This is a genomic window from Bradyrhizobium sp. sGM-13 (genome assembly GCF_018398875.1).
GTDB lineage: Bacteria > Pseudomonadota > Alphaproteobacteria > Rhizobiales > Xanthobacteraceae > Bradyrhizobium.
The window spans coordinates 1-19,972 of record NZ_JAGWDK010000005.1; the positions used below are offsets into that span (position 1 = coordinate 1).

Below are 19,972 nucleotides of genomic sequence, written 5' to 3' on the forward strand. Positions count from 1 at the left end.
CAATGGCACACGAGACCGCGGGTGCAGCCAGCACCCGGTCTTCCCTGCGCCCTCTAATTGAGAGGGCGGAAGGTTGATAGCAAACCTCGGGCGCTATGCGTCGCGAGAGTGTCGCCTCATATTCGGTCGTCATCCCCGCGAAGGCGGGGATCCAGTATTCCAGAAACGCCAGTGATTGAACCGAGAAGCCGCGATGTACTGGATCCCCGCATGCGCGGGGATGACAACAGTGTGTGCGTCTCTACCTCCACATCATTTCGCAATGATGTGGAGACAGCCGTTGGCCCGTCGGTGCTACGCGAATTTAGCGCGTTGACGAGTCCGGTTCACAGGTCCTGCCGGGTCAGCCTGCCATGCACCGCCGCCGGTCGGACGGACGCTTTCTTCGCCGGCGTCTGGCCAGCCGTCAGCGCCATCACCGAGACCGAAACCACGCGGTCAACGATGGCATCGACGTCGTTGAGGTCGCATTGTCCTTCCGACAATTTTGTCAGCCGCTCTTTTTCCCGGATGGTGTGATGCGTCATCGCCAGCGCGAAGTGCAGGCCCCAATAGAGCTCGGCGTCGTCGCGGCCGGGCAGCGAGCGCCGCATCGCGGCGATGAATTTCCGCAGATGATCGACCTCGCGGTTCTTGATGCGGCGGATTGGCGGCACCGATTCAATGGATGCGCGGATCATGAAGCGCGCCGCGGTCGAACCCTCGCGGTCCGGGCCGAGGCAGCCGCGCAGGGGAGGGCCTACCAGCGCGTGCAAAATGGCGTCGATCGGCGCGCGGCCGCCGCCTTGTTCCTCCGCAAGTTTCAACTCGTTGAGCCGCTCGCGGTTGGTGGCAAGGCTGCGGGTGACGAACAGCTCCGCGATCAATTCGTCCTTGGAACCGAAGTGATAATTCACCGCAGCGAGATTGACGTTCGCTTCCGCGACGATGTCGCGCAGCGTCACGTCGCCGAAGCCGCGATCGGCGTAAAGCTTTTCCGCAGCGGCAAGGATGGCAGACCGGGTCCGATCGCTCGACATATCTGGCCCCCGTTTGGGGAGTTGCAATTCAAACAGTTGTATGAAACTATCGTTTGAAGAGCGGGAAATGTCAATCCGCGTTTGCGAACGGGGCGCATTTCCTGCCGGTCGGACTGTCACCCGTCGGGCAAATCCGCAAAATGGCTTGCGGGCCACCGGTGGCGGGCAGACAGTGCAGCCAAACGATTTCAGAAGCCGAGAGCCGAGGAGCGTCCCATGAATTTCGATATGTCAGACAAGCAAAAGGAATGGCTGAACCGCGTCCGCGCGTTCATGAACACGCATGTCCGCCCCGCGGTGCCGATCTACAAGCAGCAGGACGCGGCGGGCGAGCGCTGGAAGGTGATTCCGATCCTGGAAGATCTGAAGAAGAAAGCACGCGCCGAAGGCCTCTGGAACATGTTCATGCCGCCGTCCTCGCATGAGGACGATGAATTCCGTGGCGCGGGATTGACCAATCTGGAATACGCGCCGCTCTCCGAGGAGATGGGCCGCATCAGTTGGGCGTCCGAAGTCTTCAATTGCTCCGCGCCCGATACCGGCAACATGGAAGTGTTCATGCGCTATGCCACCAAGGAGCAGAAGCGCAAATGGCTGCGTCCGCTGATGGACGGCGAAATCCGTTCCGCCTTCCTGATGACCGAGCCTGCGGTGGCATCGTCGGATGCCACCAACATCGAAACCCGCATCGAGAAGGACGGCGATCATTACGTCATCAACGGCCGCAAATGGTGGTCGTCTGGCGTCGGCGATCCCCGTTGCAAGGTCGCGATCCTGATGGGCAAGACCGACCCGAACGCGGCGCGTCACCAGCAGCAGTCGCAGATTATCGTTCCGCTCGACACGCCCGGCATCAGGGTGGAAAAAATGTTGCCGGTGTTCGGCTTCGACGACGCGCCGCACGGCCACGCCCAGGTGCTGCTCGAGAACGTTCGCGTTCCCAAGGAGAACATCCTGCTCGGCGAGGGCAGGGGCTTTGAGATCGCACAGGGCCGTCTCGGTCCGGGCCGTATCCATCACTGCATGCGCACCATCGGCAAGGCCGAGGAGGCGCTGGAGAAAATGGTGCGCCGGCTGTCGTCGCGCACCGCGTTCGGCAAGAAGATCATCGAGCATTCGGTCTGGGAGCAGCGCATCGCGGAAGCCCGCATCGACATCGAGATGAACCGCTTGCTGTGCCTCAAGGCTGCCGACATGATGGACAAGGTCGGCAACAAGACCGCGCAACTCGAGATCGCCATGATCAAGGTGGCGGCGCCGAACATGGCGTTGAAGATCATCGACAACGCGATCCAGGCGTTCGGCGGCGGCGGCGTCTCCGATGACGCCGGCCTGGCGGTGGACTACGCGCATGTGCGCACGCTGCGGCTGGCGGACGGTCCGGACGAGGTGCATAACCGCGCCATTGCCAGACTTGAACTTCGGAAGTATGCAAACGCTACGCACTAACGGGAGGCCATCAATGGCGCTCCCCAAAGTCCAAGAAGAATCCAAGGGAGCGTCATCGTGGCGGACGGCGTCAGGAAAGACGAAGAGTTCTCGGGCACCAAGGAAGTCGAGGAGCGCCATCGCATCAACGAGGCGAGCCTCGACGGCTGGATGCGCGAGCATGTCGAGGGCTATCAGGGACCGCTAAAGGTCCTGCAGTTCAAGGGCGGCCAGTCCAACCCGACCTACAAGCTCGAAACACCGGCCCGATCCTACGTGATGCGCCGAAAGCCGTTCGGCAAATTGCTGCCGTCGGCGCATGCAGTCGACCGCGAGTTCCGCGTCATTGCAGCGCTCGGCAAGCAGGGCTTTCCGGTCGCAAAAGCCTACGCGCTGTGCACCGACGACGCCGTGATCGGGGCGGCCTTCTACATCATGTCGATGGAAGACGGCCGGGTATTTTGGGACCCGACACTGCCGAGCCAGACGCCGGACAACCGGCGCAAGATATTCACCAGCAAGATCGAGACGCTGGCGAAACTCCACGTCTTCAATCCGGAAGCGATCGGGCTTGGTGATTTCGGCAAGCCGGGCAATTATTTCGCGCGCCAGATCGACCGCTGGACCAAGCAATACCGCGCCTCGGAAACCCAGCACATTCCGGAGTTCGAAAAAGTAGCCGAATGGCTGCCGCGAACTGTGCCTGAACAGAAGCGCGTCTCGATCGTCCACGGCGACTACCGCCTCGACAACATGATTTTCCACGCGACGGAACCGCGGGTGCAGGCGGTGCTGGACTGGGAGCTGTCCACCCTCGGCGACCCCATGGCCGACTTCACCTATTTGTTGATGCAGTGGACTATGCCGGGCTTGGAAAAAGCCGATCTCAAGGCGCTGAACATTCCGAGCCTGGAGGAGGCCGCGCAGATCTACTGCGACGTCACCGGCATGGAAGTGCCCGATCTCAACTGGTACTTCGCCTACAACATGTTCCGCCTCGCCGGCATCACGCAGGGTATCGCCGGACGAATCCGCGACGGCACCGCGGCCAACGCCAAGGCGCTGGAGTCGGCGGCGCGCACAGTGCCGCTGTCGAAGTCCTCCTGGGAATACGCTCAGAAGGCCGGCGCGATCTAATCAGCGCGACTAACCGACTTGGCACTCTCACCGAATATCCGCGGCAGCCTGCTCATGGCGGTATCCATGGCGGCGTTCACGATGAACGACTCCATCACCAAGGCGGTGTCGTCAGAGATGAACTTCGGCCAGGTGATGCTGGTGCGCGGGCTGTTCGCGATTCTGCTGGTCGCGGCGTTCGCGTACTATCAGGGCGCGCTGCGTCCGCTGCGCACGCTGATGCTCAAACCGGTAGCGCTCAGGGTGCTGGGTGAGATCGGCGGCACGATCTCGTTCATGGCGGCGCTCGTGCATCTGCCGCTCGCCAACACCTCGGCGATCTTCCAGGCGCTGCCGCTCGCGATCACGCTCGGCGCCGCGGTCATCTTCGGCGAGCCGGTGGGCTGGCGGCGCTGGTCGGCGATCGTCGCAGGCTTCATCGGCGTGCTCATCATCGTGCGGCCGGGGCTTGCCGGCTTCAGCGAGTACTCGCTGTTCGCGCTGGTGTCGGTGGCGTTCTGCGCGCTGCGCGACCTCGCAACGCGGAAAATCCCGGCGAAGATTCCCTCGCTGTTCATCACCTTGTTGACTACCGTGACCGTCACGGCGGCCGGCGGGGCCATCCTCGTTCCGCTCGGCGGCTGGACGCCGCCATCCGCTGGCGCGCTAGGCCTGCAGGCACTGGCCGCGGTGCTGCTACTGATCGGCTATCAATGCATCATCTCGGCGCTGCGCTCGGGCGACATCTCGGCGGTGGCGCCGTTCCGCTATTCCGCGCTGCTATGGGCGATGCTGCTCGGCTACCTCGTGTTCGGCGATGTACCCGATGCAATGATGGTGCTGGGCGCCTCGATCATCGTGTTATCAGGCCTCTACGCATTCTACCGCGAGCGCATCCGCCACCGTGCGCTGGCGGCGGAGTCATCCGGCCTGCCGCCGGACGGGTTGTGAGCATGACGAAACGGAAATCAGATCGGCTTGCCCGTATACGGCATCGACGCGGTGAGGCCGCCGTCGACCGGGATTGCCTGGCCGTTGACGTAGGAGGCCTCGTCGCTGGCGAGGAACAGGCCCATCGCGGCGAGTTCGTGCGGCTGGCCGGGGCGCTTCAGCGGATTGAGTTGGCCGATCTTGTCGGAAGTGCCGCGCTCCTTGGCGCGGTCGAATACCGGCTTGGTCATGCCGGTCTCGATCAGGCCGGGGCAGACCGCGTTGATACGCACGCCGGTGCCGGACAGCGAATAGGCGGTGGTCTGCACCAGGCTGATGACGCCGGCCTTACTCGCGCCATAGGGATGACCGCTGGCGCCGGCCTTGAGCCCTGCAACAGAAGCGGTGCACACGATCGAGCCGGACTGCTGCCGGATCATGTGCGGCATCGAATGCTTGATCGCGAGAAATGGCCCGATCAGATTGATGCGCAAAACTTCCTGCCAATGTTCGACGGTCTGCTCGGCCAGCGGCACCAGCCCGCCGCTGACACCGGCATTGGCCCAGATCGCATCAAGCCGGCCGTATTTCGAAACCGCCTTGTCGATGAACGCCTTCACATCGGCCTCCGAACCGGCATCGGCCATGACAGCCTCGACGGTGCCGCCGGCATCGCTGACGAGCTTGGCCGTTTCCTTCACGCCCTCAGCGCGGTCGACGATGACGAGCTTCGCCCCCTCCTTGGAGAACAGCACCGACGCCGCGCGCCCAATGCCGCTGCCAGCGCCTGTGATGACGACGGATTTGCCTTCGAGGCGGCCCATGAGCTTCTCCCTTACGGTGTTATGCGCGTCGGCGTGTGCCGCGTTGCGGAATTCAAACAAGATTTCAAACGCCAAGTCACTTGAGGCGATGCGTGCTCTGACGTACAGCGACAGCGAACAGTATTGAAGGGTGTTGGCGATGTCCAATGCAGACAAACCGCGACTGGTTGTAACGCGCTGGTGGTGGGTACGCCACGCGCCGGTTCGCGAAGATAACGGCTGCATTTACGGGCAGAAGGATCTCGGCTGCGACTGCAGCGATCGCATCGTGTTCGAGGCTGTTGGAAAAATTCTGCCGCGCAATGCAATCTGGTATGCAAGCAATCTGAAGCGCACGCACCAGACCGCGCACGCCATCTGGGCCGCGGGCTTTCCGAAACCTTCGGAGATGCCGCATGTGAACGCATTCGCCGAGCAGCATCTCGGTGAGTGGCAGGGCCTCAATCGCGCGGCGTTCCTCGCCAGCCGTCCGCTCGGCAGTCACTGGTTTGCGGAAATCGACGAGGTCCCGCCCGGTGGTGAGAGTTTTATGGACCTCTACAATCGCGTCAGCGGTGCTATCGAGCGCATCAATGCCGAACAGGCGGGTAGGGACGTGATCGTCGTCGCCCATGGCGGCACGATCAGAGCCGCCATCGGCCATGCACTCGGCGGCCATCCCGATAAGGGCATGGCCTTCGATATCGACAATTGCTCGGTGACGCGGCTCGATCACCTCTCCAGCGCCAGTCACAGCCGTTGGCGGCTGCCGATGGTCAACCAGCAGCCATGGATCGCGGACGCTTCGCACCAAGCCATGCACCAGCCGGCCGGGCCGGAGGTCGAGCCACCGTCGACCAAGCTCGGTTGACGCCTCAAGTTGTCGAAGGCCGCAAAGGCTGCTTAGCTCGAATTCAAGACGAAACCGGCATCGCGCTGGATCAACATCGGGAGAGAGACATGAGCTTGTTCGACATGACCGGGAAAGTCGCCGTCATCACCGGCTCGACGCGCGGCATCGGCCGCGCCATCGCCGAGCGGATGGCCGAGCACGGCGCGAAGGTCGTGATCTCCTCGCGAAAACAGGATGTTTGCGACCAGGTCACCAAGGAAATCAACGACAAGTTCGGCAAGGGGACGGCGGTCGCGATCGCCGCGAACATTTCCAGCAAGGAAAATCTGCAAAACCTCGTCGACGAGTCCAACCGCGCCTTCGGCAAGATCGACGTGCTGGTCTGCAACGCCGCATCCAACCCCTATTACGGCCCGCTCGGCGGCATCTCCGATGAACAGTTCCGCAAGATCCTCGACAACAACATCGTCGCCAACAACTGGCTGATCAACATGGTGGTGCCGCAGATGATCGAGCGCAAAGACGGCTCTATCATCATCGTCTCCTCGATCGGAGGCCTGAAGGGCTCGACCGTGCTCGGCGCCTACGCGATCTCGAAGGCGGCCGACATGCAGCTCGCGCGCAATCTGGCCTGCGAATACGGCAAGCACAATATCCGCGTGAACTGCATCGCGCCCGGCCTGATCAAGACCGATTTCGCCAAGGCGTTGTGGGACAATCCGGAGACGCTGAAGGCTTCCACCGCGCGCTCGCCGCTTTTGCGCATCGGCGTGCCGGACGAGATCGCGGGCGCTGCGGTGCTGATGGGATCGAAAGCCGGCGACTTCATGACCGGGCAGACCATCGTGATCGACGGCGGCGCGACGATCAGTTGAGATGTGACGCGCGCTGCGTCTGCATTTTCACTGTCATCGTCCGCGAAGGCGGACGATCCAGTAAACGCAATCGTCTCGATTCCCATAGATGTCACGGCGTACTGGATGCCCCGCCTTCGCGGGGCATGACGGTGGTGGCTGGGGGCTGCGCGGAGAAAACGCCTCGACGTCACTCCACCGCCGCGTACACCAGATCCCGCAGCATGTTGCGGATGTATTCGCGCTGGCCGGGGCCCTGCATCATGAAGACCGTGAACAGGTCTTCCGCGGGATCGATGAAGAAGAACGTGCCGGCCATGCCGCTCCAGAAGAACTGGCCGAGCGATCCCGGGAACGGCGCGATGCCTCTTTGAGTGCGGACCGCGAAGCCGAGGCCAAAACCATGACCGGGCGGCATCAGCGGCGAGTCAACCTTCACGCCTGGGGCGAGATGATCCGATGCCATCAACTCCAGCGTCTTGCGGCCGATGATCCTGTTGCCGTCGAGCGCGCCGCCGTTGAGCAGCATCTGGCAGAACCGCGCATAGTCCATGGTGGTCGAGACCAGCCCGCCGCCGCCGGATTCCATCGCGGGCTTCTCCAGCATGTTGAAGAGCTGCACCTTGTCGCCATTCCACGGATCCGTCGCGAACGGTTCGGCGAGGCGGCCGGCCTTGGCTTCTGAGGTATGGAAAGCGGTCTCGGCCATCTGCAGCGGCGCCAGGATGCGTTCGGTCAGGAACGCGCCGAGCGACTTGCCGGAGACGACTTCGATGATGCGGCCCAAGACGTCGGTCGAGCGGCTGTAGTTCCATTCCGCGCCGGGCTGGCAGATCAGCGGCATGCCGGCGATCATGGTGGCGTGCTCGGCGTTGGTGATCTTGCGGCTGCGCAGCCGCGACTGCTGATAGAGCTGCTGGACGAGGCCGTTACCGGTGTGGTCGTAGGTCAGGCCGGACGTATGCCGCAGCAGGTCCTGAACCATCATCTGCCGCTTCGCCGGCACCAGCTCGAGCTTGCCGTTGCTCTCGACGCCGACCTTCTGGTCGGCAAACTCCGGAATAAATTTGGCGACGGGATCGCCAAGGATGAAGTGGCCGTCCTCGATCAGCATCATGATGCCGACCGAGACGATCGGCTTGGTCATCGAGAAGATACGGAAGATGCTGTCATGCGCCATCGGCGCGCTGGCGGCCGGGCTCTGGCGGCCGATCGCATCGAACCAGCCGATCTGGCCGCGTCGGGCCACCATCACGGTGGCGCCGGGCAGGGTTCCCTTGTCCACCTCCCGCTTGAAAGCGTCCGACATCCGCTGCAGGCGGACGCTCGAGAGGCCGATCGTTTCCGGCTTGGCCTGCGGGAGCGAAGGAGTTTGGGGGACGGACGTCTGCCGGGCGGCGTTCTGCGCGTTCATGGTCTCTCCCGTTGCGCTTGTTGTTGTGATGACCAAGTCTGGCGCAGAAGGCGTGCTTTGGATAGGGCGGTGAGTTGCTTCGCCCTTGCAATCGGGGCATGCCCTATGCTTGAAACAGCACGAACCGACGCATGCGCCGGTTCCCTGCAGGAGTGTAGCTCAATTGGTAGAGCACCGGTCTCCAAAACCGGGGGTCGCAGGTTCGAGCCCTGCCACTCCTGCCAGCTAAATCAAATACTTACGCTGATTTTCGGCGACGGCCGGTCGAGCCCTTCAGGCCCCCGATGAACTCGCGCTTCATTCAACGACGATCGGCCTATTCTGCCACGCCGGCTTTCTCGCGCATCTTGTCGATCAGCTTCGACGCTTCTGCCTTCGTAAGGTTCTCATTGAATGCCTCGGGGCAATGCGCCTGCTCGCACAATGTCTTCAGGTAAGATGCCTGAGCCCCAGTCATCGGCTCATCGCCGGAGACCCAATCGTCAGGGTCCTTTTCTGTGTTCGAGTCGATGCGCGTCTTGGAAGTCATTGCCGTTCTCCTCATCCCAAGAACGCGTTTGTTCATGTATTGTTCCGTGCGCCATGACGCACCCGTGAAACTCCAGAGAACTCCCGCCGTTCAGCAAACCTGCCCTCCGTACTTGCGGCGCGACGAGGAGGCGAGGGAAGAGCAATGGCACCCTTGTGGCGGATATTGAAGGCCGCCGTTTTGGGCTTTGTGGCCAACGACGCCTTAAGCCGGGGAGCCTCCATTGCGTTTTATGCGGCGACTTCGCTGGCGCCAGTGCTTCTGATCGTCGTCGCAATCGCAGGCTTGGCGTTCGGGCAGGATGCTGCCCGTGCCGCGATAAGCGAGGAACTCGGCAAACTGCTCGGGCCGGCGGGCGGCGAATTCATCAAGACCATCCTCGCGCGCTCAAGCGATCCGGCGTCGGGGACGACCGCGACAGTTATCGGGCTCGTTACCGTCCTGATAACGGCATCGGGCGTTTTCGGGGAAATGCGCACGGCACTGAACGCAACTTTCAAGGCCAAGCCGGTCGACGAGCCCATCTCCTCCTTGATTAAGGCTCGCGTCGCTAGTCTCGGCCTGGTGGCGGCCCTTGGCTTCATGCTGATCGTTTCGTTGGCCGCCAGCGCCGCGCTATCGGCCCTGGAGCAGTGGTCTGCTGATCAGGTCGTCCTGAGCGCTCTCAACACGGTGGTATCGCTGGCGATATTCACGCTGTTGTTCGCAGCGATCTACCGGGTACTGCCCGATACGACGATCTACTGGCGCCATCTCGTCCTGGGGGCATTTGTCACAGCCGTGTTGTTCACCGTCGGCAAGTCGCTAATCGGCTTATACCTCGGTCGCGCGGCGCCGAGTTCGTCCTATGGCGCGGCGGGTGCACTGATCGTCCTCATGTTCTGGGTCTATTACTCGTCGCAGATTTTCCTGTTCGGTGCTGAACTGACGAAGGCGATCGATGACGAGCGCCATCCAGCCACGCGCGACGAGCGCGAGGAACAATTCAATAGCGCGTGAGTTCGTCCTCAAAATCAACACGAACCCAAGAGGGCGGTGACGACATGACACGATCCGTAGAAGAGCTACGACGGGAATCCGAGCAAAGCCGCGCGCAGCTTGCGGCGACCGTCGATCGGTTGAGGGAACAGATCACCGACACCGCGGAAGACATTCGCTACAAGGTTTCGCCGGATGGCATCAAGGCCGAGGTTTCCGGCTTCATCAGTCACAAGACGCAGACTTGGCTTGGCGCGCTCAGGCAGCAAGCGATGGAGAATCCGATGCAGGCGATTGCCGCGGGCACCGCGATTGCGGTGCCCGCGCTGCGGCTGGCCCGCGGTTTTCCGCTCCCGCTCCTGATGATCGGTGCGGGGCTCGCCCTGAGTTCGAAAACCGTGCGCGACCGCGCTGCGGAAGCGGCGGCGCCCGGAGTTGAAAAAGCCAGGGAAGTGATGGACGAGACCGCGGCACGCGCGCAGTCGCTCGGCGATGGCCTGCGTCAGGCGCTATCCTCCACCCAGAGCGAGGCAACCGCTAGGGCCGGCGACGCACAGGAGGCCGCGGGCGAGATGGCGAGCGAGACGAGGGATCGGGCCGCCGAGACCGCTGATGCCGTCATCGACAAGGTCAGGGCTGGCACGGATGCCGCTTCGGAAATGGCAAATGACACTATGGAAATGGCGAAAGAAAAGATGGAGCGCGCTCGCTCCTCCGCCACCCGCGCGGCGACCGCAGCACCCGCAGCGGCAAGCAAGGTGATCCGCGACAACGCTGCATTGATCGGCGGCCTGGGAGTGGCGATTGGTGCGATCCTTGCTGCTTCGCTTCCAAGTACCAGGGCCGAGGCCGGCGTAATGGGTAAAGCGAGCGACAGCGCAAAACGCGCCGCCGGCACGGCAGCTCAATCCGGATTCGATGCGGCTAAGGACGCCGTTATGTCGGCTGCGGACGCCGCGGCGAAAAGCGTTTCCGACGCCGACCTCGGCAAGCACGCCAGTCGGATCACGGAAGGCGTGACCGAGAGGCTCCAAGAAGTGGCCGACGACGTCGTGACGACGGCATTTGATCCTTCCCGTAACCCCGCATAGCTGAAAAGAGACCGCCATGAGCGATTTGGATCTCAACACCCGTAACACCAACTCCTCTCAGGACCAGAATACGACGACGTCGCCCCAGGACTTGAAGGACCAGGCTACCGAAGCTGGCGCAGAGATGAAGCAGCGCGCCGGCGACGCGCTGAAGGCGTCGACGGATATGGCGCGCGAGAAATTCAAGGAAGCGGCGGATGCCGCCAAGGACGTGGCGTCAGGAACTGCCGATCGTCTCCAGGAGCAGGCTGGAGGACAACAGCGTACGGGCGCGGATTTCATCGGCCGGCTTGCCGGCGATATCAGGAATGCGGCGCGCGCGTTCGAGAATGACGCACCGTTTGCCGCCCGCAGCATCAATTCCGCGGCTGAATATGTTGACGAGGCCGCCGACAAGTTCCGCAACGGAAGTCTCCGCGATCTCGTCGATGGCGCGACAGATTTTGCGAGGCGGCAGCCTGCGGCTTTTCTCGGTCTTTCGGTGCTTGCCGGTTTCGCCGCGGTCCGCTTCCTGAAGGCGTCCGGGAATCAGAGCTCTTCACCGCAAGGCTCTTCCTCATCGTACCCGCCATCACCCTCCACCTCGTCCTCCTACAAAGCGGAGGCATCATGAGCACCAAAACCGATCTTCGGACGATCTCGAACCTCTTGGGCGATGCCCTTTCGCAATTTGCCAAGCTGTTTCAAAACGAAGTCGATCTCGCCAAGGCTGAGCTTGGCGAGAAGGTTCAGCAAATCGGTGTCGCTGTTGGCCTAGTCGCGGCCGGCGCCATTCTCGTCGTTCCTGCGGTTGTCATGGCCCTGTTTGCCCTTTCAGCCGCCTTGATCGCGGGAGGATGGTCGCAGCCCGTCGCGTATCTGATCTCCGCGATCGTGGCCGCGGTGCTTGCGGCGATCCTGTTTGCGATCGGCATGAACCGGCTGGACGCGCGGAATCTGGCCCCGCGCGAAACGCTGCGGCAACTCGAAAAGGACAAGGATACCGTGAAGGGAATGGTGCGATGAGCGGAACACAAGGGACTTTCATAGATGGCCTGACGGCTGCTGCCCGCGACAATCCGCTTGCTGCGGCCTTGATCGGAGGCGGCGCGCTTTGGCTGCTTATCGGCAATGACAAGTTGAAGGACGCGGCGAACTCCGTCATGGGCGCTGCCGCGCCGCTTGCCGATACAGTTGCGCGCGGTCAACGGGCCGCCGCTTCCAAATTCGAGAACAGCTACAGTTCCGCTCGGGATCGAACGTCCCGCATGCAGGACGAAGCCTCGCGAGGCATTAGTGAAACCGTACGCGACGCTCGAAGCGCGGCTTCCGACACGATGGGGGATGCGGCGAATACGATAAGCGATCGGTTCGAGGAGGGCGTCTCCGGTGCGCGGGAAATGTGGGACCGTCTGGGCAGGGCGCTGCCACGGAGGGAAACGCTGGCTCAGGCGCAAACCTCGCTTTCCGATCTCCTCGAACGACAACCGCTGGTGCTCGGTGCTGTCGGTCTGGCGATCGGCGCCACGGTGGCCGGGGCGTTGGCGAAGTCCGGTCTTGAGGACGAGTGGGTCGGCGACCTCAGCGACAGTCTGAAGGCGGATCTAAATACCCGCGCTGGTGCCGTATCGCAAAGCGTGAGAGAGGCTTCCGACACGCTCAAGGCCGAGTTCTCGGATGCCGGTGCCGAACTGGTTGATCGGGTCCAACAGGCGGGGCACGATGCAATGGACGCCGCCCGAGAAAAAGCGGACGTGACGTCCCGGTCGACCAATATCGGTTAAAATCGCAGTTGAATCAGCGGCTTGCGAGAAAGATCTGCCGCGTTCCCGGAGCTAGCCGAAGAACGCGGAGAGGACCGCCATGTCCGAGGTCGCCGGCGTGTCGCCGCGCAGGTCGGCATCGATCACCCGCCGGCAGGCATCGACGGTGACGGTGTCGCCGAGGTCATGTGCCGCGTCGAGAATGGTCCACGCGGTCTCGCCCGAAGGTCTTTCGTAGTCCTGGCCCAACAGTGCCATGGTCGTCTCGCTCCCCAGTGGAGCAAACAGGATATCCAGGAGCTTTTAAAATCAGGATGGCGGGCTAGTGTGCATTTGAGCCGACCCGGTACCCGCGGTTAACCAATGGCTCCGCCCCGGTCGGTCGGCCACCAGCCAGCCGACAAGGGGGCGCGGCACCCCGTACCTTGACCTTTTGCCCGGGCGGCAGTAGATACCCGCCACCTGCTGCCGGCCCGTTGAGATGCGGATATCCGGCGCGGCTTTGAATTCCCCCGAACAATCGAGCCCGCTTGGCGGCTCATCCTTCGAGAGAGGGCTGGGCACTAGAGGGCTGTTCGAATTCGCTTTGAATCGCAATCGTCTCACGAAGGACGCGGTAACCAACGATGGCTTTCAGCCCGTTCAAATTCCTGCAGGAAGTGCGCTCGGAGACCGCCAAGGTCACCTGGCCGACGCGCCGCGAGACAACGATCACCACGATCATGGTCTTCGTGATGGTTGCCTTGGCTTCGATCTTTTTCTTCCTGTCGGATTTGATCATCCGCTACGTCGTCACCTTCCTGCTGGGCGTCCAATGATGAGCACCGGAACCCTTACGATGGACAAGCGCTGGTATATCGTTCACGCCTACTCGAATTTCGAGAAGAAGGTGGCGGAATCGATCCGCGAGCAGGCGAAGCAGCGCGGCCTCGAGGAACTGTTCGACCAGGTGTTGGTGCCGACCGAAAAAGTCACCGAGGTGCGCCGCGGCCGCAAGATCGACGCCGAGCGCAAGTTCTTCCCGGGCTACGTGCTGGTGAAGATGAAGCTGACCGACGAGGCGTTCCATCTCATCAAGAACACGCCAAAGGTGACGGGCTTCCTCGGCGCAGAAAACAAGCCGATGCCGATCTCCGAATCCGAAGCGATGCACATCCTGCAGCAGGTGCAGGAAGGTGTTGAGCGGCCGAAGGCCACGGTGTCGTTTGAAATCGGCGAGAACGTCCGCGTGGCCGATGGTCCGTTCGCGTCATTCTCCGGCGTGGTTGAGGAAATTGACGAGGCGCGTTCGCGCGTGAAGGTCGCGGTGTCGATCTTCGGCCGCGCCACGCCCGTCGAACTGGAATTCGGTCAGGTCGAGAAGGTCTGATCGGAGCGGCGCGAAGCTTGTCTTCGCGTCAACTAAGGCCGTGGGAGGATGAGGGCGGTCGCCAACCGCGCTTCAACCGAACCACGGACCCTGAAACCGCCGGTTTCATACCCGGCACAACAGGAGTGATACATGGCAAAGAAAGTGACCGGATACCTGAAGCTTCAGGTGCCGGCGGGTGCGGCCAATCCGTCGCCCCCGATCGGCCCCGCGCTTGGTCAGCGCGGCCTCAACATCATGGAATTCTGCAAGGCGTTCAACGCGCAGACGCAGAAGGAAGAAAAGAACACCCCGATCCCGGTGATCATCACCATCTATGCGGACCGTTCCTTCACCTTCGAGATGAAGACGCCGCCGATGTCCTACTTCCTCAAGCAGGCTGCCAAGATCCAGTCCGGCTCGAAAGCTCCGGGCCGCGACAAGGCGGGCCAGGTGACACGCGCGCAGGTGCGCGAGATCGCCGAGAAGAAGATGAAGGATCTCAATTGCGACTCAGTCGAATCGGCCATGAAGATGGTCGAGGGCTCCGCCCGTTCGATGGGTCTGGAAGTTGCGGGGTAACGGACCATGGCAATCGGAAAACGTTTGAAGAAGGTCCGTGAGGGCATCGACCGCGAGAAGCTCTATCCGCTCGCGGATGCCATCAAGATGGTCAAGGAACGCGCCACGTCGAAGTTCGACGAGACGATCGAGATCGCGATCAATCTCGGCGTCGACCCGCGCCACGCCGACCAGATGGTTCGTGGCGTCGTCAACCTGCCGAACGGCACCGGCCGCACGCTGCGCGTCGGCGTGTTCGCCCGTGGCGCCAAAGCGGACGAAGCCAAGGCTGCCGGTGCTGACGTCGTCGGCGCCGAAGACCTCGTCGAGAAGGTCCAGGGCGGCACGATCGACTTCGACCGTTGCATCGCAACCCCCGACATGATGCCGCTGGTTGGCCGCCTCGGTAAGGTGCTCGGCCCGCGCGGTATGATGCCGAACCCGAAGATCGGCACCGTGACGATGGACGTTACGTCAGCCGTGAAGGGCGCCAAGGGCGGCTCGGTCGAATTCCGCGTCGAGAAGGCCGGCATCGTGCAGGCCGGTGTCGGCAAGGCGTCGTTCTCCGAGGAAAAGCTGGTGCAGAACGTGAAAGCACTTGCGGATGCGGTGGCGAAGGCAAAGCCGGCCGGCGCCAAGGGCACCTACATCCAGCGCGTAGCGGTGTCCTCCACCATGGGCCCGGGCGTCAAGGTCGAGCCGGGCACGCTGCTCGGCTAGTTCGTGGCGGTTTAAGTGAATTGCAGGGGCGGAATCGGGCGACCGATTCCGCCCTTTGCGTTTGATGTCGCTTTTGCGTAATCGTCGCCCCGTCGGACTTGGCAAGGACTTGGCAAGAAGGAAGAACAATGCCCGAGAAAGTCCTCATCTATTCGCGTTTCCCGAAAGCCCAAATGGAGCGGTTTGGCGAACGCTTTGAACTGCTGAACGCTGCCGGCAAGGCGCCGAATGAGGTGTTCTCCGCCGAGCAACTCGCCGACATCAGAGCGCTGATCACGGCGGGCGGCACGCCGCTGCGTGGCGACGCGATGGACATGATGCCGAAACTGGGCGCCATTATCTGCTACGGCACCGGCTATGACGGCGTCGATCTGGCGGCGGCGGCGAAGCGCAATATTGCGGTCGGTCACAGCCCCGGCGCCAATGCCGCGTCGGTCGCCGATATCGCTGTTACGCTGATGCTGGCCGCCACGCGGCGGCTGCTCGTTGCCGACGATTATGTGCGGGGCGGCAGTTGGGCGGCGGCGAAGCCGTCGCCGATGATGCGTCCGCAGGCGGGTATGCTCGGCCGCAAAATCGGCGTCTACGGCATGGGCGAGATCGGCCGCAAGATCGCCGCGCGGGTTGCCGCGTTCGAGACCGAGGTCGGCTATTTCAGCCGCCGGCAGCACGATGTGCCGTATCGGTATTTTCCGAGCCTGGATGCGCTGGCCGAATGGTGCAGTGTCCTGATGATCGCGGTGCGGGCGGGCGCCGATACCCATCACGTTGTCGATGCCAATATTCTGCGCAAGCTCGGCAAGGATGGCTATGTCGTCAACATTTCGCGCGGCTCGGTGATCGACCAGCCGGCCCTGATCGCGGCGCTGTCCGACCAGACCATCGCTGGCGCCGGCCTCGACGTCTACGCCAAGGAGCCGCATGCTCCGGATGCGCTGACGGCGCTGCCCAATGTCGTGCTCTCTCCGCACATCGGCGGCCATACGCTGGAGTCGCATGTGGCGATGCAGAACTGCGTACTCGCCAATCTCGACGCGTTCTTCGCCGGCAAGCCGCTGCCGTACAAGGTGCCGCTTGGCTGACGGGCTCAGTGTATCTCGGCAGGCGGGATGTGGCGCAGCTTGTCGGGATTGCGGACGACGTAGATCGCGGCGATTCTTTCGCCATCGATCGCCATGCTCAAAGTGAGGTCGAGTTCGCCATCCAGATAGAGTAGCGCGCCAATGGCACCGTTGATGACAGCCGGCTCGATACGGACGTCCTGGCCGGCGGTCTTGCCGGCGATGCCGACGAAGAAGCGGGCGACCTTGTCTTTCCCGACAATCGGATTGCGCGCCGCGAATTTGCGGCCGCCGCCGTCGGTAATCGCAACCGCATCCTCGCGTAGCAATTCGGCCAGCCGACTGACATCGCCGCTGGCGACCGCTTCGCTGAAAGCATGCAGCAGGCGCGCGTGATCGTCCGGCGCGGCCGCAGGTGCCGGGCGGTTGTCGCGCACCGCTCGGCGGGCGCGCGAGGCAAGTTGACGGCAGGCGGCCTCGCTGTGGTCGAGCATCGCGGCGATTTCGGAAAACGGCGTGTCGAACACATCGTGCAGCAGGAAGGCCGCGCGCTCCATCGGAGAAAGCCGGTCCAACGCCAGCAGCAGGGCGAACGATAGATCGTCGGCCAGTTCGGTGGCGGCTTCGGCCGACAGGCTTTCCGCGTCGCACACGGGCTCCGGAAGCCAGGGCCCGATATAGATCTCCCGCTGCGCCTTCGCGCTCTTCAGGCGATCGAGACAAAGCCGGGTCACGACGGTGACGAGAAACGCTTCCGCGTTGCGGACATCCCGGGCGCCGGCAAAGCGGAGATAGGCGTCCTGCACGACGTCTTCGGCGTCGCTGCGGCTGCCGAGCATGCGATAGGCGAGCCCGAGCAGGCGCCCGCGATGGGGCGCCAGCGGGTCGTCGTCATGCAGCTTGTTTGACGACATCGACATCGTGCCCATTCACCGAGACGCGGCGGCACTCCTTGGCATAGCCGAGCCCGGCTTTCACCATCGGGAACATGCGGCCGAGTTGTAGCGCCAGCGTCAGGTCTATCACGCCTTTCGGGCCCCATTGGGCGCGGACAGCATCACGAAATTCGTCGTCATCGGTCGAGCGGCGCACCACGGCGTCGGCAAACCGGAACCCGAGCATGGTCGCGTCATTCATCGCGCGCGGATCGCGGCGAAGAACCGCTTCGATCTGGTCCTTGGCCATGCCCGCCTCCAACGCCATGTCGACGACCAGTTGCGTGCAGGGGCCGCAATCCTCCGCCAGCGCGCCGACGATTTTGGCAGCAAAGCTGGCATCGGCCGGGACCACCTCGCGGTGGGCGGCCGCCTTCATGAGGGGCGCGAACTTGAAGAGGGCAGCGGGCGATTCGTTCAGCATCATTTCGAGATAGCTGACGTCGTAACCGTAGCGTTTGGCGAATGCGCGCAAACTGCGGCGGGCGATCCAACTACGCATATTTTTCTCCTTGGTTGGGAAGGGCGGAATAGAGGGCGAGTGCGGAGGGCAGGACCACGGCAAGGAGATCGAACGCGCCGTGATGGGCGCGCCCGCTAACGATCAGCACCAGGTGGATCAGACCGTGCGCGGCGAGGAACCCGGCCCCCGCCACGGCCGCCGGCCAATAGCGCGGGCGCCATGCCCGCACGGCCAGCGCCAGACCGGCTACGAGGAACGCGGCACCGATGTCCTGAACAAAATGTGGGTTGAACGGGCCGGTGTCGGGCACCCCGGGCACGCTTTGGTACCAGAGCGGTCCGGCCATAAGCATTGCCAGCCCGTTCAGAACCGTGGGTATCGCAAGAATGGCTGCCAACTGACGCCGCATGAGAACCTCCTGCGGCCAAGACGAGGCGGGCGTCGCCGGTGTGACGGAACCGTCAAAGAAATTTCGAGATCCGGAACGAAAATTGTTGTCCGGCCGGTCCGTGAACTGGTGTGAATTTTGCTCTTGGCAAGCCGGGCAAGACTCGTTAAACAACGGCTTCCAGGCGTGCTGGCCATAGCTGGCACGTCTGTGCGCGCATTCCGAAAACCCGTTACGGTAGGAGATCATTCCTTTCAGGACATCCACATGGATTGCTCGAAAGGAACGAAACTCATCGTTTCGTGGAATGCGGCAGGGGTCCTTCGGCTTGCCGAATGGCCCCGATCCTGTCCGAGACTGCAGGCGCCCGCGAAGAAACGCAAGTTCCTCAACGGCTTAATCTTATAGCCTGCATAGACGGGTGAAGACCGGATTTCGCTTTAGCGTCGCCTTGCGCGGCGCCAAGGCTGATTTGGTTCGAACCTCGACACCCCGCGCCATCTGGTTCGGGAGGGCAGGCTTTTCAAATGTCGTCTGCCCGGCGTGTCCTTGAGATTGGTGTCTAGAGGTCAGGTTTGGGCGAGACGATGGGTGCAACCCGGCGGTCTCGCTCTTAAGCGAAGGCCGCCAACCGGAGAGAGCTTGCTGTGGAAAGAGCGGCAAAAAAGGACGCGGTTGAGGCGCTGAACGAGGTCTTCAAGACCACGAGCGTTGCAGTCGTCGCCCATTATTCCGGCCTCACCGTGGCCCAGATGCAGAAGCTGCGTACGCAGATGAAGCAGGCGGGCGCGTCGGTGAAGGTCTCGAAGAACCGTCTCGCCAAAATTGCTCTTGAAGGCACGGACGTCGTTGCCATTGGCTCCCTTTTGAAGGGGCCGACCGTGATCGCGACTTCAAACGATCCGGTAGCGGCGCCGAAGGTTGCCATGGAGTTCGCCAAGACGAACGAGCAGTTCGTCATTCTCGGCGGCTCGATGGGTAAAACCGTCCTGGATGTGAACGGCGTGAAGGCACTTGCCTCCTTGCCGTCGCTGGACGAACTGCGCGGCAAGCTTGTCGGCCTCCTGGTGGCGCCGGCGACCAAGATCGCTCAACTCTCCACTGCGCCCGCGGCCAAGCTCGCGCGCGTCGTCCAGGCCTATGCCTCAAAGAGTGAAGCGGCCTGACCCTTCGCAAATCAAATCTGGTTCGAACCAAACCTTTAAGGAACTGATCAATGGCTGACCTACAGAAAATCGTCGACGACCTCTCGAGCCTCACGGTGCTCGAAGCTGCCGAGCTCGCGAAGCTGCTCGAAGAAAAGTGGGGCGTTTCCGCCGCTGCCGCCGTGGCGGTTGCCGGTCCCGCGGGTGGCGCCGCCGCTGCTGCTCCGGCTGAAGAAAAGACCGACTTCACTGTCGTTCTCGCTGCCGCCGGCGAGAAGAAGATCGAAGTCATCAAGGAAGTCCGCGCCATCACCGGCCTGGGCCTCAAGGAAGCCAAGGACCTCGTCGAAGGCGCGCCCAAGCCGGTCAAGGAAGGCGTGAACAAGGAAGAGGCCGACAAGCTCAAGGCCCAGCTCGAAAAGGCTGGCGCCAAGGTTGAGCTGAAGTAACGCGAGTCACTTCAGCGAAATCCCGGGGCGAGCGTCAGCGCGACCCGGGATCTCCTGCCAGCGGCGTGGATGGCCGGAGCTTGCAAAGTTTGTGCTGTGGGGTAGCCCGGAGCACGGCGTACACAAAAAAGTGTGGGGATTCGCG

General features: G+C 62.7%; 25 protein-coding genes and 1 tRNA gene. 18 read left to right on the forward strand and 8 right to left on the reverse strand.

The genetic code is table 11. The features are described 5' to 3' along the window. Nucleotides 1-326: 326 nt before the first annotated feature. Complete coding sequence (locus KJQ96_RS08570) at nucleotides 327-1,019, reverse strand: TetR/AcrR family transcriptional regulator (RefSeq protein WP_213286255.1); 693 nt, start codon at nucleotides 1,017-1,019, stop codon at nucleotides 327-329. A 216-nt stretch (nucleotides 1,020-1,235) separates the two neighbouring features. Between KJQ96_RS08570 and KJQ96_RS08575 the strand changes: the two genes are divergently transcribed. From KJQ96_RS08575 to KJQ96_RS08585, 3 genes are read left to right on the forward strand one after another with little or no spacing between them, the layout of a single operon-like run. Next, nucleotides 1,236-2,468, forward strand: coding sequence for an acyl-CoA dehydrogenase family protein (locus KJQ96_RS08575; protein WP_213286256.1), 1,233 nt, complete (start codon nucleotides 1,236-1,238; stop codon nucleotides 2,466-2,468). A 57-nt stretch (nucleotides 2,469-2,525) separates the two neighbouring features. Then, on the forward strand, nucleotides 2,526-3,584 hold the full coding sequence (locus KJQ96_RS08580) for a phosphotransferase family protein (RefSeq protein ID WP_213286257.1): 1,059 nt from the start codon (nucleotides 2,526-2,528) through the stop codon (nucleotides 3,582-3,584). Between the two features lie 18 nt (nucleotides 3,585-3,602). Next, a complete protein-coding gene (locus tag KJQ96_RS08585) occupies nucleotides 3,603-4,514 on the forward strand; it encodes a DMT family transporter (RefSeq protein ID WP_213286258.1) in 912 nt (303 codons plus the stop codon). A gap of 17 nt (nucleotides 4,515-4,531) precedes the next feature. On the opposite strand, the gene KJQ96_RS08590 is transcribed toward KJQ96_RS08585, so the two are convergent. Next, a complete protein-coding gene (locus tag KJQ96_RS08590) occupies nucleotides 4,532-5,317 on the reverse strand; it encodes an SDR family NAD(P)-dependent oxidoreductase (protein ID WP_213286259.1) in 786 nt (261 codons plus the stop codon). 139 nt (nucleotides 5,318-5,456) lie between these two features. On the opposite strand from KJQ96_RS08590, the gene KJQ96_RS08595 reads away from it, so the two are divergent. Together KJQ96_RS08595 and KJQ96_RS08600 are read left to right on the forward strand one after the other, a co-directional pair. Then, nucleotides 5,457-6,167 carry a histidine phosphatase family protein gene (locus KJQ96_RS08595; protein WP_213286260.1) on the forward strand — a complete coding sequence of 237 codons (711 nt, stop codon included), beginning with the start codon at nucleotides 5,457-5,459 and terminating at the stop codon, nucleotides 6,165-6,167. A gap of 89 nt (nucleotides 6,168-6,256) precedes the next feature. Beyond that, nucleotides 6,257-7,024 carry an SDR family NAD(P)-dependent oxidoreductase gene (locus KJQ96_RS08600; RefSeq protein WP_028349077.1) on the forward strand — a complete coding sequence of 256 codons (768 nt, stop codon included), beginning with the start codon at nucleotides 6,257-6,259 and terminating at the stop codon, nucleotides 7,022-7,024. Nucleotides 7,025-7,193: 169 nt separating this feature from the next. On the opposite strand, the gene KJQ96_RS08605 is transcribed toward KJQ96_RS08600, so the two are convergent. Continuing rightward, nucleotides 7,194-8,417 carry a serine hydrolase gene (locus KJQ96_RS08605; RefSeq protein ID WP_213286261.1) on the reverse strand — a complete coding sequence of 408 codons (1,224 nt, stop codon included), beginning with the start codon at nucleotides 8,415-8,417 and terminating at the stop codon, nucleotides 7,194-7,196. A 148-nt stretch (nucleotides 8,418-8,565) separates the two neighbouring features. Between KJQ96_RS08605 and KJQ96_RS08610 the strand changes: the two genes are divergently transcribed. Continuing rightward, nucleotides 8,566-8,641 (forward strand) — tRNA-Trp (locus KJQ96_RS08610). A gap of 92 nt (nucleotides 8,642-8,733) precedes the next feature. On the opposite strand, the gene KJQ96_RS08615 is transcribed toward KJQ96_RS08610, so the two are convergent. Continuing rightward, a complete protein-coding gene (locus tag KJQ96_RS08615; protein WP_249733878.1) occupies nucleotides 8,734-8,982 on the reverse strand; it encodes a DUF3072 domain-containing protein in 249 nt (82 codons plus the stop codon). A 108-nt stretch (nucleotides 8,983-9,090) separates the two neighbouring features. Between KJQ96_RS08615 and KJQ96_RS08620 the strand changes: the two genes are divergently transcribed. The 5 genes from KJQ96_RS08620 (at nucleotide 9,091) to KJQ96_RS08640 (ending at nucleotide 12,778) form a co-directional block, all read left to right on the forward strand. Beyond that, the gene (locus KJQ96_RS08620; RefSeq protein ID WP_213286262.1) at nucleotides 9,091-9,945 is read left to right on the forward strand and encodes a YihY/virulence factor BrkB family protein; all 855 of its coding nucleotides are present in this window, start codon (nucleotides 9,091-9,093) and stop codon (nucleotides 9,943-9,945) included. A 44-nt stretch (nucleotides 9,946-9,989) separates the two neighbouring features. Then, nucleotides 9,990-11,015 carry a DUF3618 domain-containing protein gene (locus tag KJQ96_RS08625; protein WP_213286263.1) on the forward strand — a complete coding sequence of 342 codons (1,026 nt, stop codon included), beginning with the start codon at nucleotides 9,990-9,992 and terminating at the stop codon, nucleotides 11,013-11,015. Between the two features lie 16 nt (nucleotides 11,016-11,031). Next, complete coding sequence (locus KJQ96_RS08630) at nucleotides 11,032-11,628, forward strand: hypothetical protein (protein WP_249733880.1); 597 nt, start codon at nucleotides 11,032-11,034, stop codon at nucleotides 11,626-11,628. Then, on the forward strand, nucleotides 11,625-12,020 hold the full coding sequence (locus tag KJQ96_RS08635; protein ID WP_057843560.1) for a phage holin family protein: 396 nt from the start codon (nucleotides 11,625-11,627) through the stop codon (nucleotides 12,018-12,020). Before KJQ96_RS08630 ends, KJQ96_RS08635 begins: the two co-directional genes overlap by 4 nt. Before the next feature lie 68 nt (nucleotides 12,021-12,088). Further along, nucleotides 12,089-12,778 (forward strand): hypothetical protein, encoded by a 690-nt coding sequence (locus KJQ96_RS08640; protein ID WP_309142383.1) that lies wholly within the window; start codon nucleotides 12,089-12,091, stop codon nucleotides 12,776-12,778. 51 nt (nucleotides 12,779-12,829) lie between these two features. Here the strand turns inward: KJQ96_RS08640 and KJQ96_RS08645 are convergent, their stop codons facing one another. Beyond that, nucleotides 12,830-13,015: a hypothetical protein gene (locus KJQ96_RS08645; RefSeq protein WP_213286265.1), complete on the reverse strand. Its 186-nt coding sequence runs from the start codon at nucleotides 13,013-13,015 to the stop codon at nucleotides 12,830-12,832. Between the two features lie 368 nt (nucleotides 13,016-13,383). Here KJQ96_RS08645 and secE point away from each other — a divergent pair, with 368 nt between their 5' ends. The 5 genes from secE to KJQ96_RS08670 all read left to right on the forward strand — a co-directional run bounded on the left by secE (nucleotide 13,384) and on the right by KJQ96_RS08670 (nucleotide 16,468). After that, complete coding sequence (gene secE / locus KJQ96_RS08650; protein WP_028349074.1) at nucleotides 13,384-13,575, forward strand: preprotein translocase subunit SecE; 192 nt, start codon at nucleotides 13,384-13,386, stop codon at nucleotides 13,573-13,575. 20 nt (nucleotides 13,576-13,595) lie between these two features. Continuing rightward, the gene (gene nusG / locus KJQ96_RS08655; protein ID WP_028349073.1) at nucleotides 13,596-14,126 is read left to right on the forward strand and encodes a transcription termination/antitermination protein NusG; all 531 of its coding nucleotides are present in this window, start codon (nucleotides 13,596-13,598) and stop codon (nucleotides 14,124-14,126) included. A 132-nt stretch (nucleotides 14,127-14,258) separates the two neighbouring features. After that, a complete protein-coding gene (rplK, locus tag KJQ96_RS08660) occupies nucleotides 14,259-14,687 on the forward strand; it encodes a 50S ribosomal protein L11 (RefSeq protein ID WP_028349072.1) in 429 nt (142 codons plus the stop codon). A 6-nt stretch (nucleotides 14,688-14,693) separates the two neighbouring features. Continuing rightward, nucleotides 14,694-15,386 (forward strand): 50S ribosomal protein L1, encoded by a 693-nt coding sequence (rplA, locus tag KJQ96_RS08665; RefSeq protein ID WP_057843562.1) that lies wholly within the window; start codon nucleotides 14,694-14,696, stop codon nucleotides 15,384-15,386. 128 nt (nucleotides 15,387-15,514) lie between these two features. After that, complete coding sequence (locus KJQ96_RS08670) at nucleotides 15,515-16,468, forward strand: 2-hydroxyacid dehydrogenase (protein WP_213286266.1); 954 nt, start codon at nucleotides 15,515-15,517, stop codon at nucleotides 16,466-16,468. Between the two features lie 5 nt (nucleotides 16,469-16,473). Here the strand turns inward: KJQ96_RS08670 and sigJ are convergent, their stop codons facing one another. From sigJ to KJQ96_RS08685, 3 genes are read right to left on the reverse strand one after another with little or no spacing between them, the layout of a single operon-like run. Next, a complete protein-coding gene (gene sigJ / locus KJQ96_RS08675; protein ID WP_309142384.1) occupies nucleotides 16,474-17,367 on the reverse strand; it encodes an RNA polymerase sigma factor SigJ in 894 nt (297 codons plus the stop codon). After that, on the reverse strand, nucleotides 17,339-17,884 hold the full coding sequence (locus KJQ96_RS08680; protein ID WP_213286267.1) for a hypothetical protein: 546 nt from the start codon (nucleotides 17,882-17,884) through the stop codon (nucleotides 17,339-17,341). Before KJQ96_RS08680 ends, sigJ begins: the two co-directional genes overlap by 29 nt. After that, nucleotides 17,877-18,482: a hypothetical protein gene (locus KJQ96_RS08685; RefSeq protein WP_213286268.1), complete on the reverse strand. Its 606-nt coding sequence runs from the start codon at nucleotides 18,480-18,482 to the stop codon at nucleotides 17,877-17,879. The genes KJQ96_RS08680 and KJQ96_RS08685 overlap by 8 nt, the downstream gene beginning before the upstream one ends. 398 nt (nucleotides 18,483-18,880) lie before the next feature. On the opposite strand from KJQ96_RS08685, the gene rplJ reads away from it, so the two are divergent. Next, nucleotides 18,881-19,399 (forward strand): 50S ribosomal protein L10, encoded by a 519-nt coding sequence (gene rplJ / locus KJQ96_RS08690; RefSeq protein ID WP_057843567.1) that lies wholly within the window; start codon nucleotides 18,881-18,883, stop codon nucleotides 19,397-19,399. Between the two features lie 50 nt (nucleotides 19,400-19,449). Then, a complete protein-coding gene (rplL, locus tag KJQ96_RS08695; protein ID WP_213286269.1) occupies nucleotides 19,450-19,827 on the forward strand; it encodes a 50S ribosomal protein L7/L12 in 378 nt (125 codons plus the stop codon). Nucleotides 19,828-19,972 lie beyond the last annotated feature (145 nt).

Bases quoted from the DNA above. Each gene is read 5' to 3' on its own strand.
- rplK (WP_028349072.1), top strand. From the start codon at position 14,259: ATGGCAAAGAAAGTGACCGGATACCTGAAGCTTCAGGTGCCGGCGGGT.
- KJQ96_RS08600 (WP_028349077.1), top strand. From the start codon at position 6,257: ATGAGCTTGTTCGACATGACCGGGAAAGTCGCCGTCATCACCGGCTCG.
- nusG (WP_028349073.1), top strand. From the start codon at position 13,596: ATGGACAAGCGCTGGTATATCGTTCACGCCTACTCGAATTTCGAGAAG.
- KJQ96_RS08595 (WP_213286260.1), top strand. From the start codon at position 5,457: ATGTCCAATGCAGACAAACCGCGACTGGTTGTAACGCGCTGGTGGTGG.
- KJQ96_RS08625 (WP_213286263.1), top strand. From the start codon at position 9,990: ATGACACGATCCGTAGAAGAGCTACGACGGGAATCCGAGCAAAGCCGC.
- KJQ96_RS08645 (WP_213286265.1), bottom strand. From the start codon at position 13,015: ATGGCACTGTTGGGCCAGGACTACGAAAGACCTTCGGGCGAGACCGCG.
- KJQ96_RS08605 (WP_213286261.1), bottom strand. From the start codon at position 8,417: ATGAACGCGCAGAACGCCGCCCGGCAGACGTCCGTCCCCCAAACTCCT.
- KJQ96_RS08615 (WP_249733878.1), bottom strand. From the start codon at position 8,982: ATGAACAAACGCGTTCTTGGGATGAGGAGAACGGCAATGACTTCCAAG.
- KJQ96_RS08670 (WP_213286266.1), top strand. From the start codon at position 15,515: ATGCCCGAGAAAGTCCTCATCTATTCGCGTTTCCCGAAAGCCCAAATG.
- rplL (WP_213286269.1), top strand. From the start codon at position 19,450: ATGGCTGACCTACAGAAAATCGTCGACGACCTCTCGAGCCTCACGGTG.
- KJQ96_RS08685 (WP_213286268.1), bottom strand. From the start codon at position 18,482: ATGATCTCCTACCGTAACGGGTTTTCGGAATGCGCGCACAGACGTGCC.
- KJQ96_RS08620 (WP_213286262.1), top strand. From the start codon at position 9,091: ATGGCACCCTTGTGGCGGATATTGAAGGCCGCCGTTTTGGGCTTTGTG.
- rplA (WP_057843562.1), top strand. From the start codon at position 14,694: ATGGCAATCGGAAAACGTTTGAAGAAGGTCCGTGAGGGCATCGACCGC.
- KJQ96_RS08630 (WP_249733880.1), top strand. From the start codon at position 11,032: ATGAGCGATTTGGATCTCAACACCCGTAACACCAACTCCTCTCAGGAC.
- KJQ96_RS08570 (WP_213286255.1), bottom strand. From the start codon at position 1,019: ATGTCGAGCGATCGGACCCGGTCTGCCATCCTTGCCGCTGCGGAAAAG.
- secE (WP_028349074.1), top strand. From the start codon at position 13,384: ATGGCTTTCAGCCCGTTCAAATTCCTGCAGGAAGTGCGCTCGGAGACC.
- sigJ (WP_309142384.1), bottom strand. From the start codon at position 17,367: ATGTCGATGTCGTCAAACAAGCTGCATGACGACGACCCGCTGGCGCCC.
- KJQ96_RS08575 (WP_213286256.1), top strand. From the start codon at position 1,236: ATGAATTTCGATATGTCAGACAAGCAAAAGGAATGGCTGAACCGCGTC.
- KJQ96_RS08590 (WP_213286259.1), bottom strand. From the start codon at position 5,317: ATGGGCCGCCTCGAAGGCAAATCCGTCGTCATCACAGGCGCTGGCAGC.
- KJQ96_RS08635 (WP_057843560.1), top strand. From the start codon at position 11,625: ATGAGCACCAAAACCGATCTTCGGACGATCTCGAACCTCTTGGGCGAT.
- KJQ96_RS08680 (WP_213286267.1), bottom strand. From the start codon at position 17,884: ATGCGTAGTTGGATCGCCCGCCGCAGTTTGCGCGCATTCGCCAAACGC.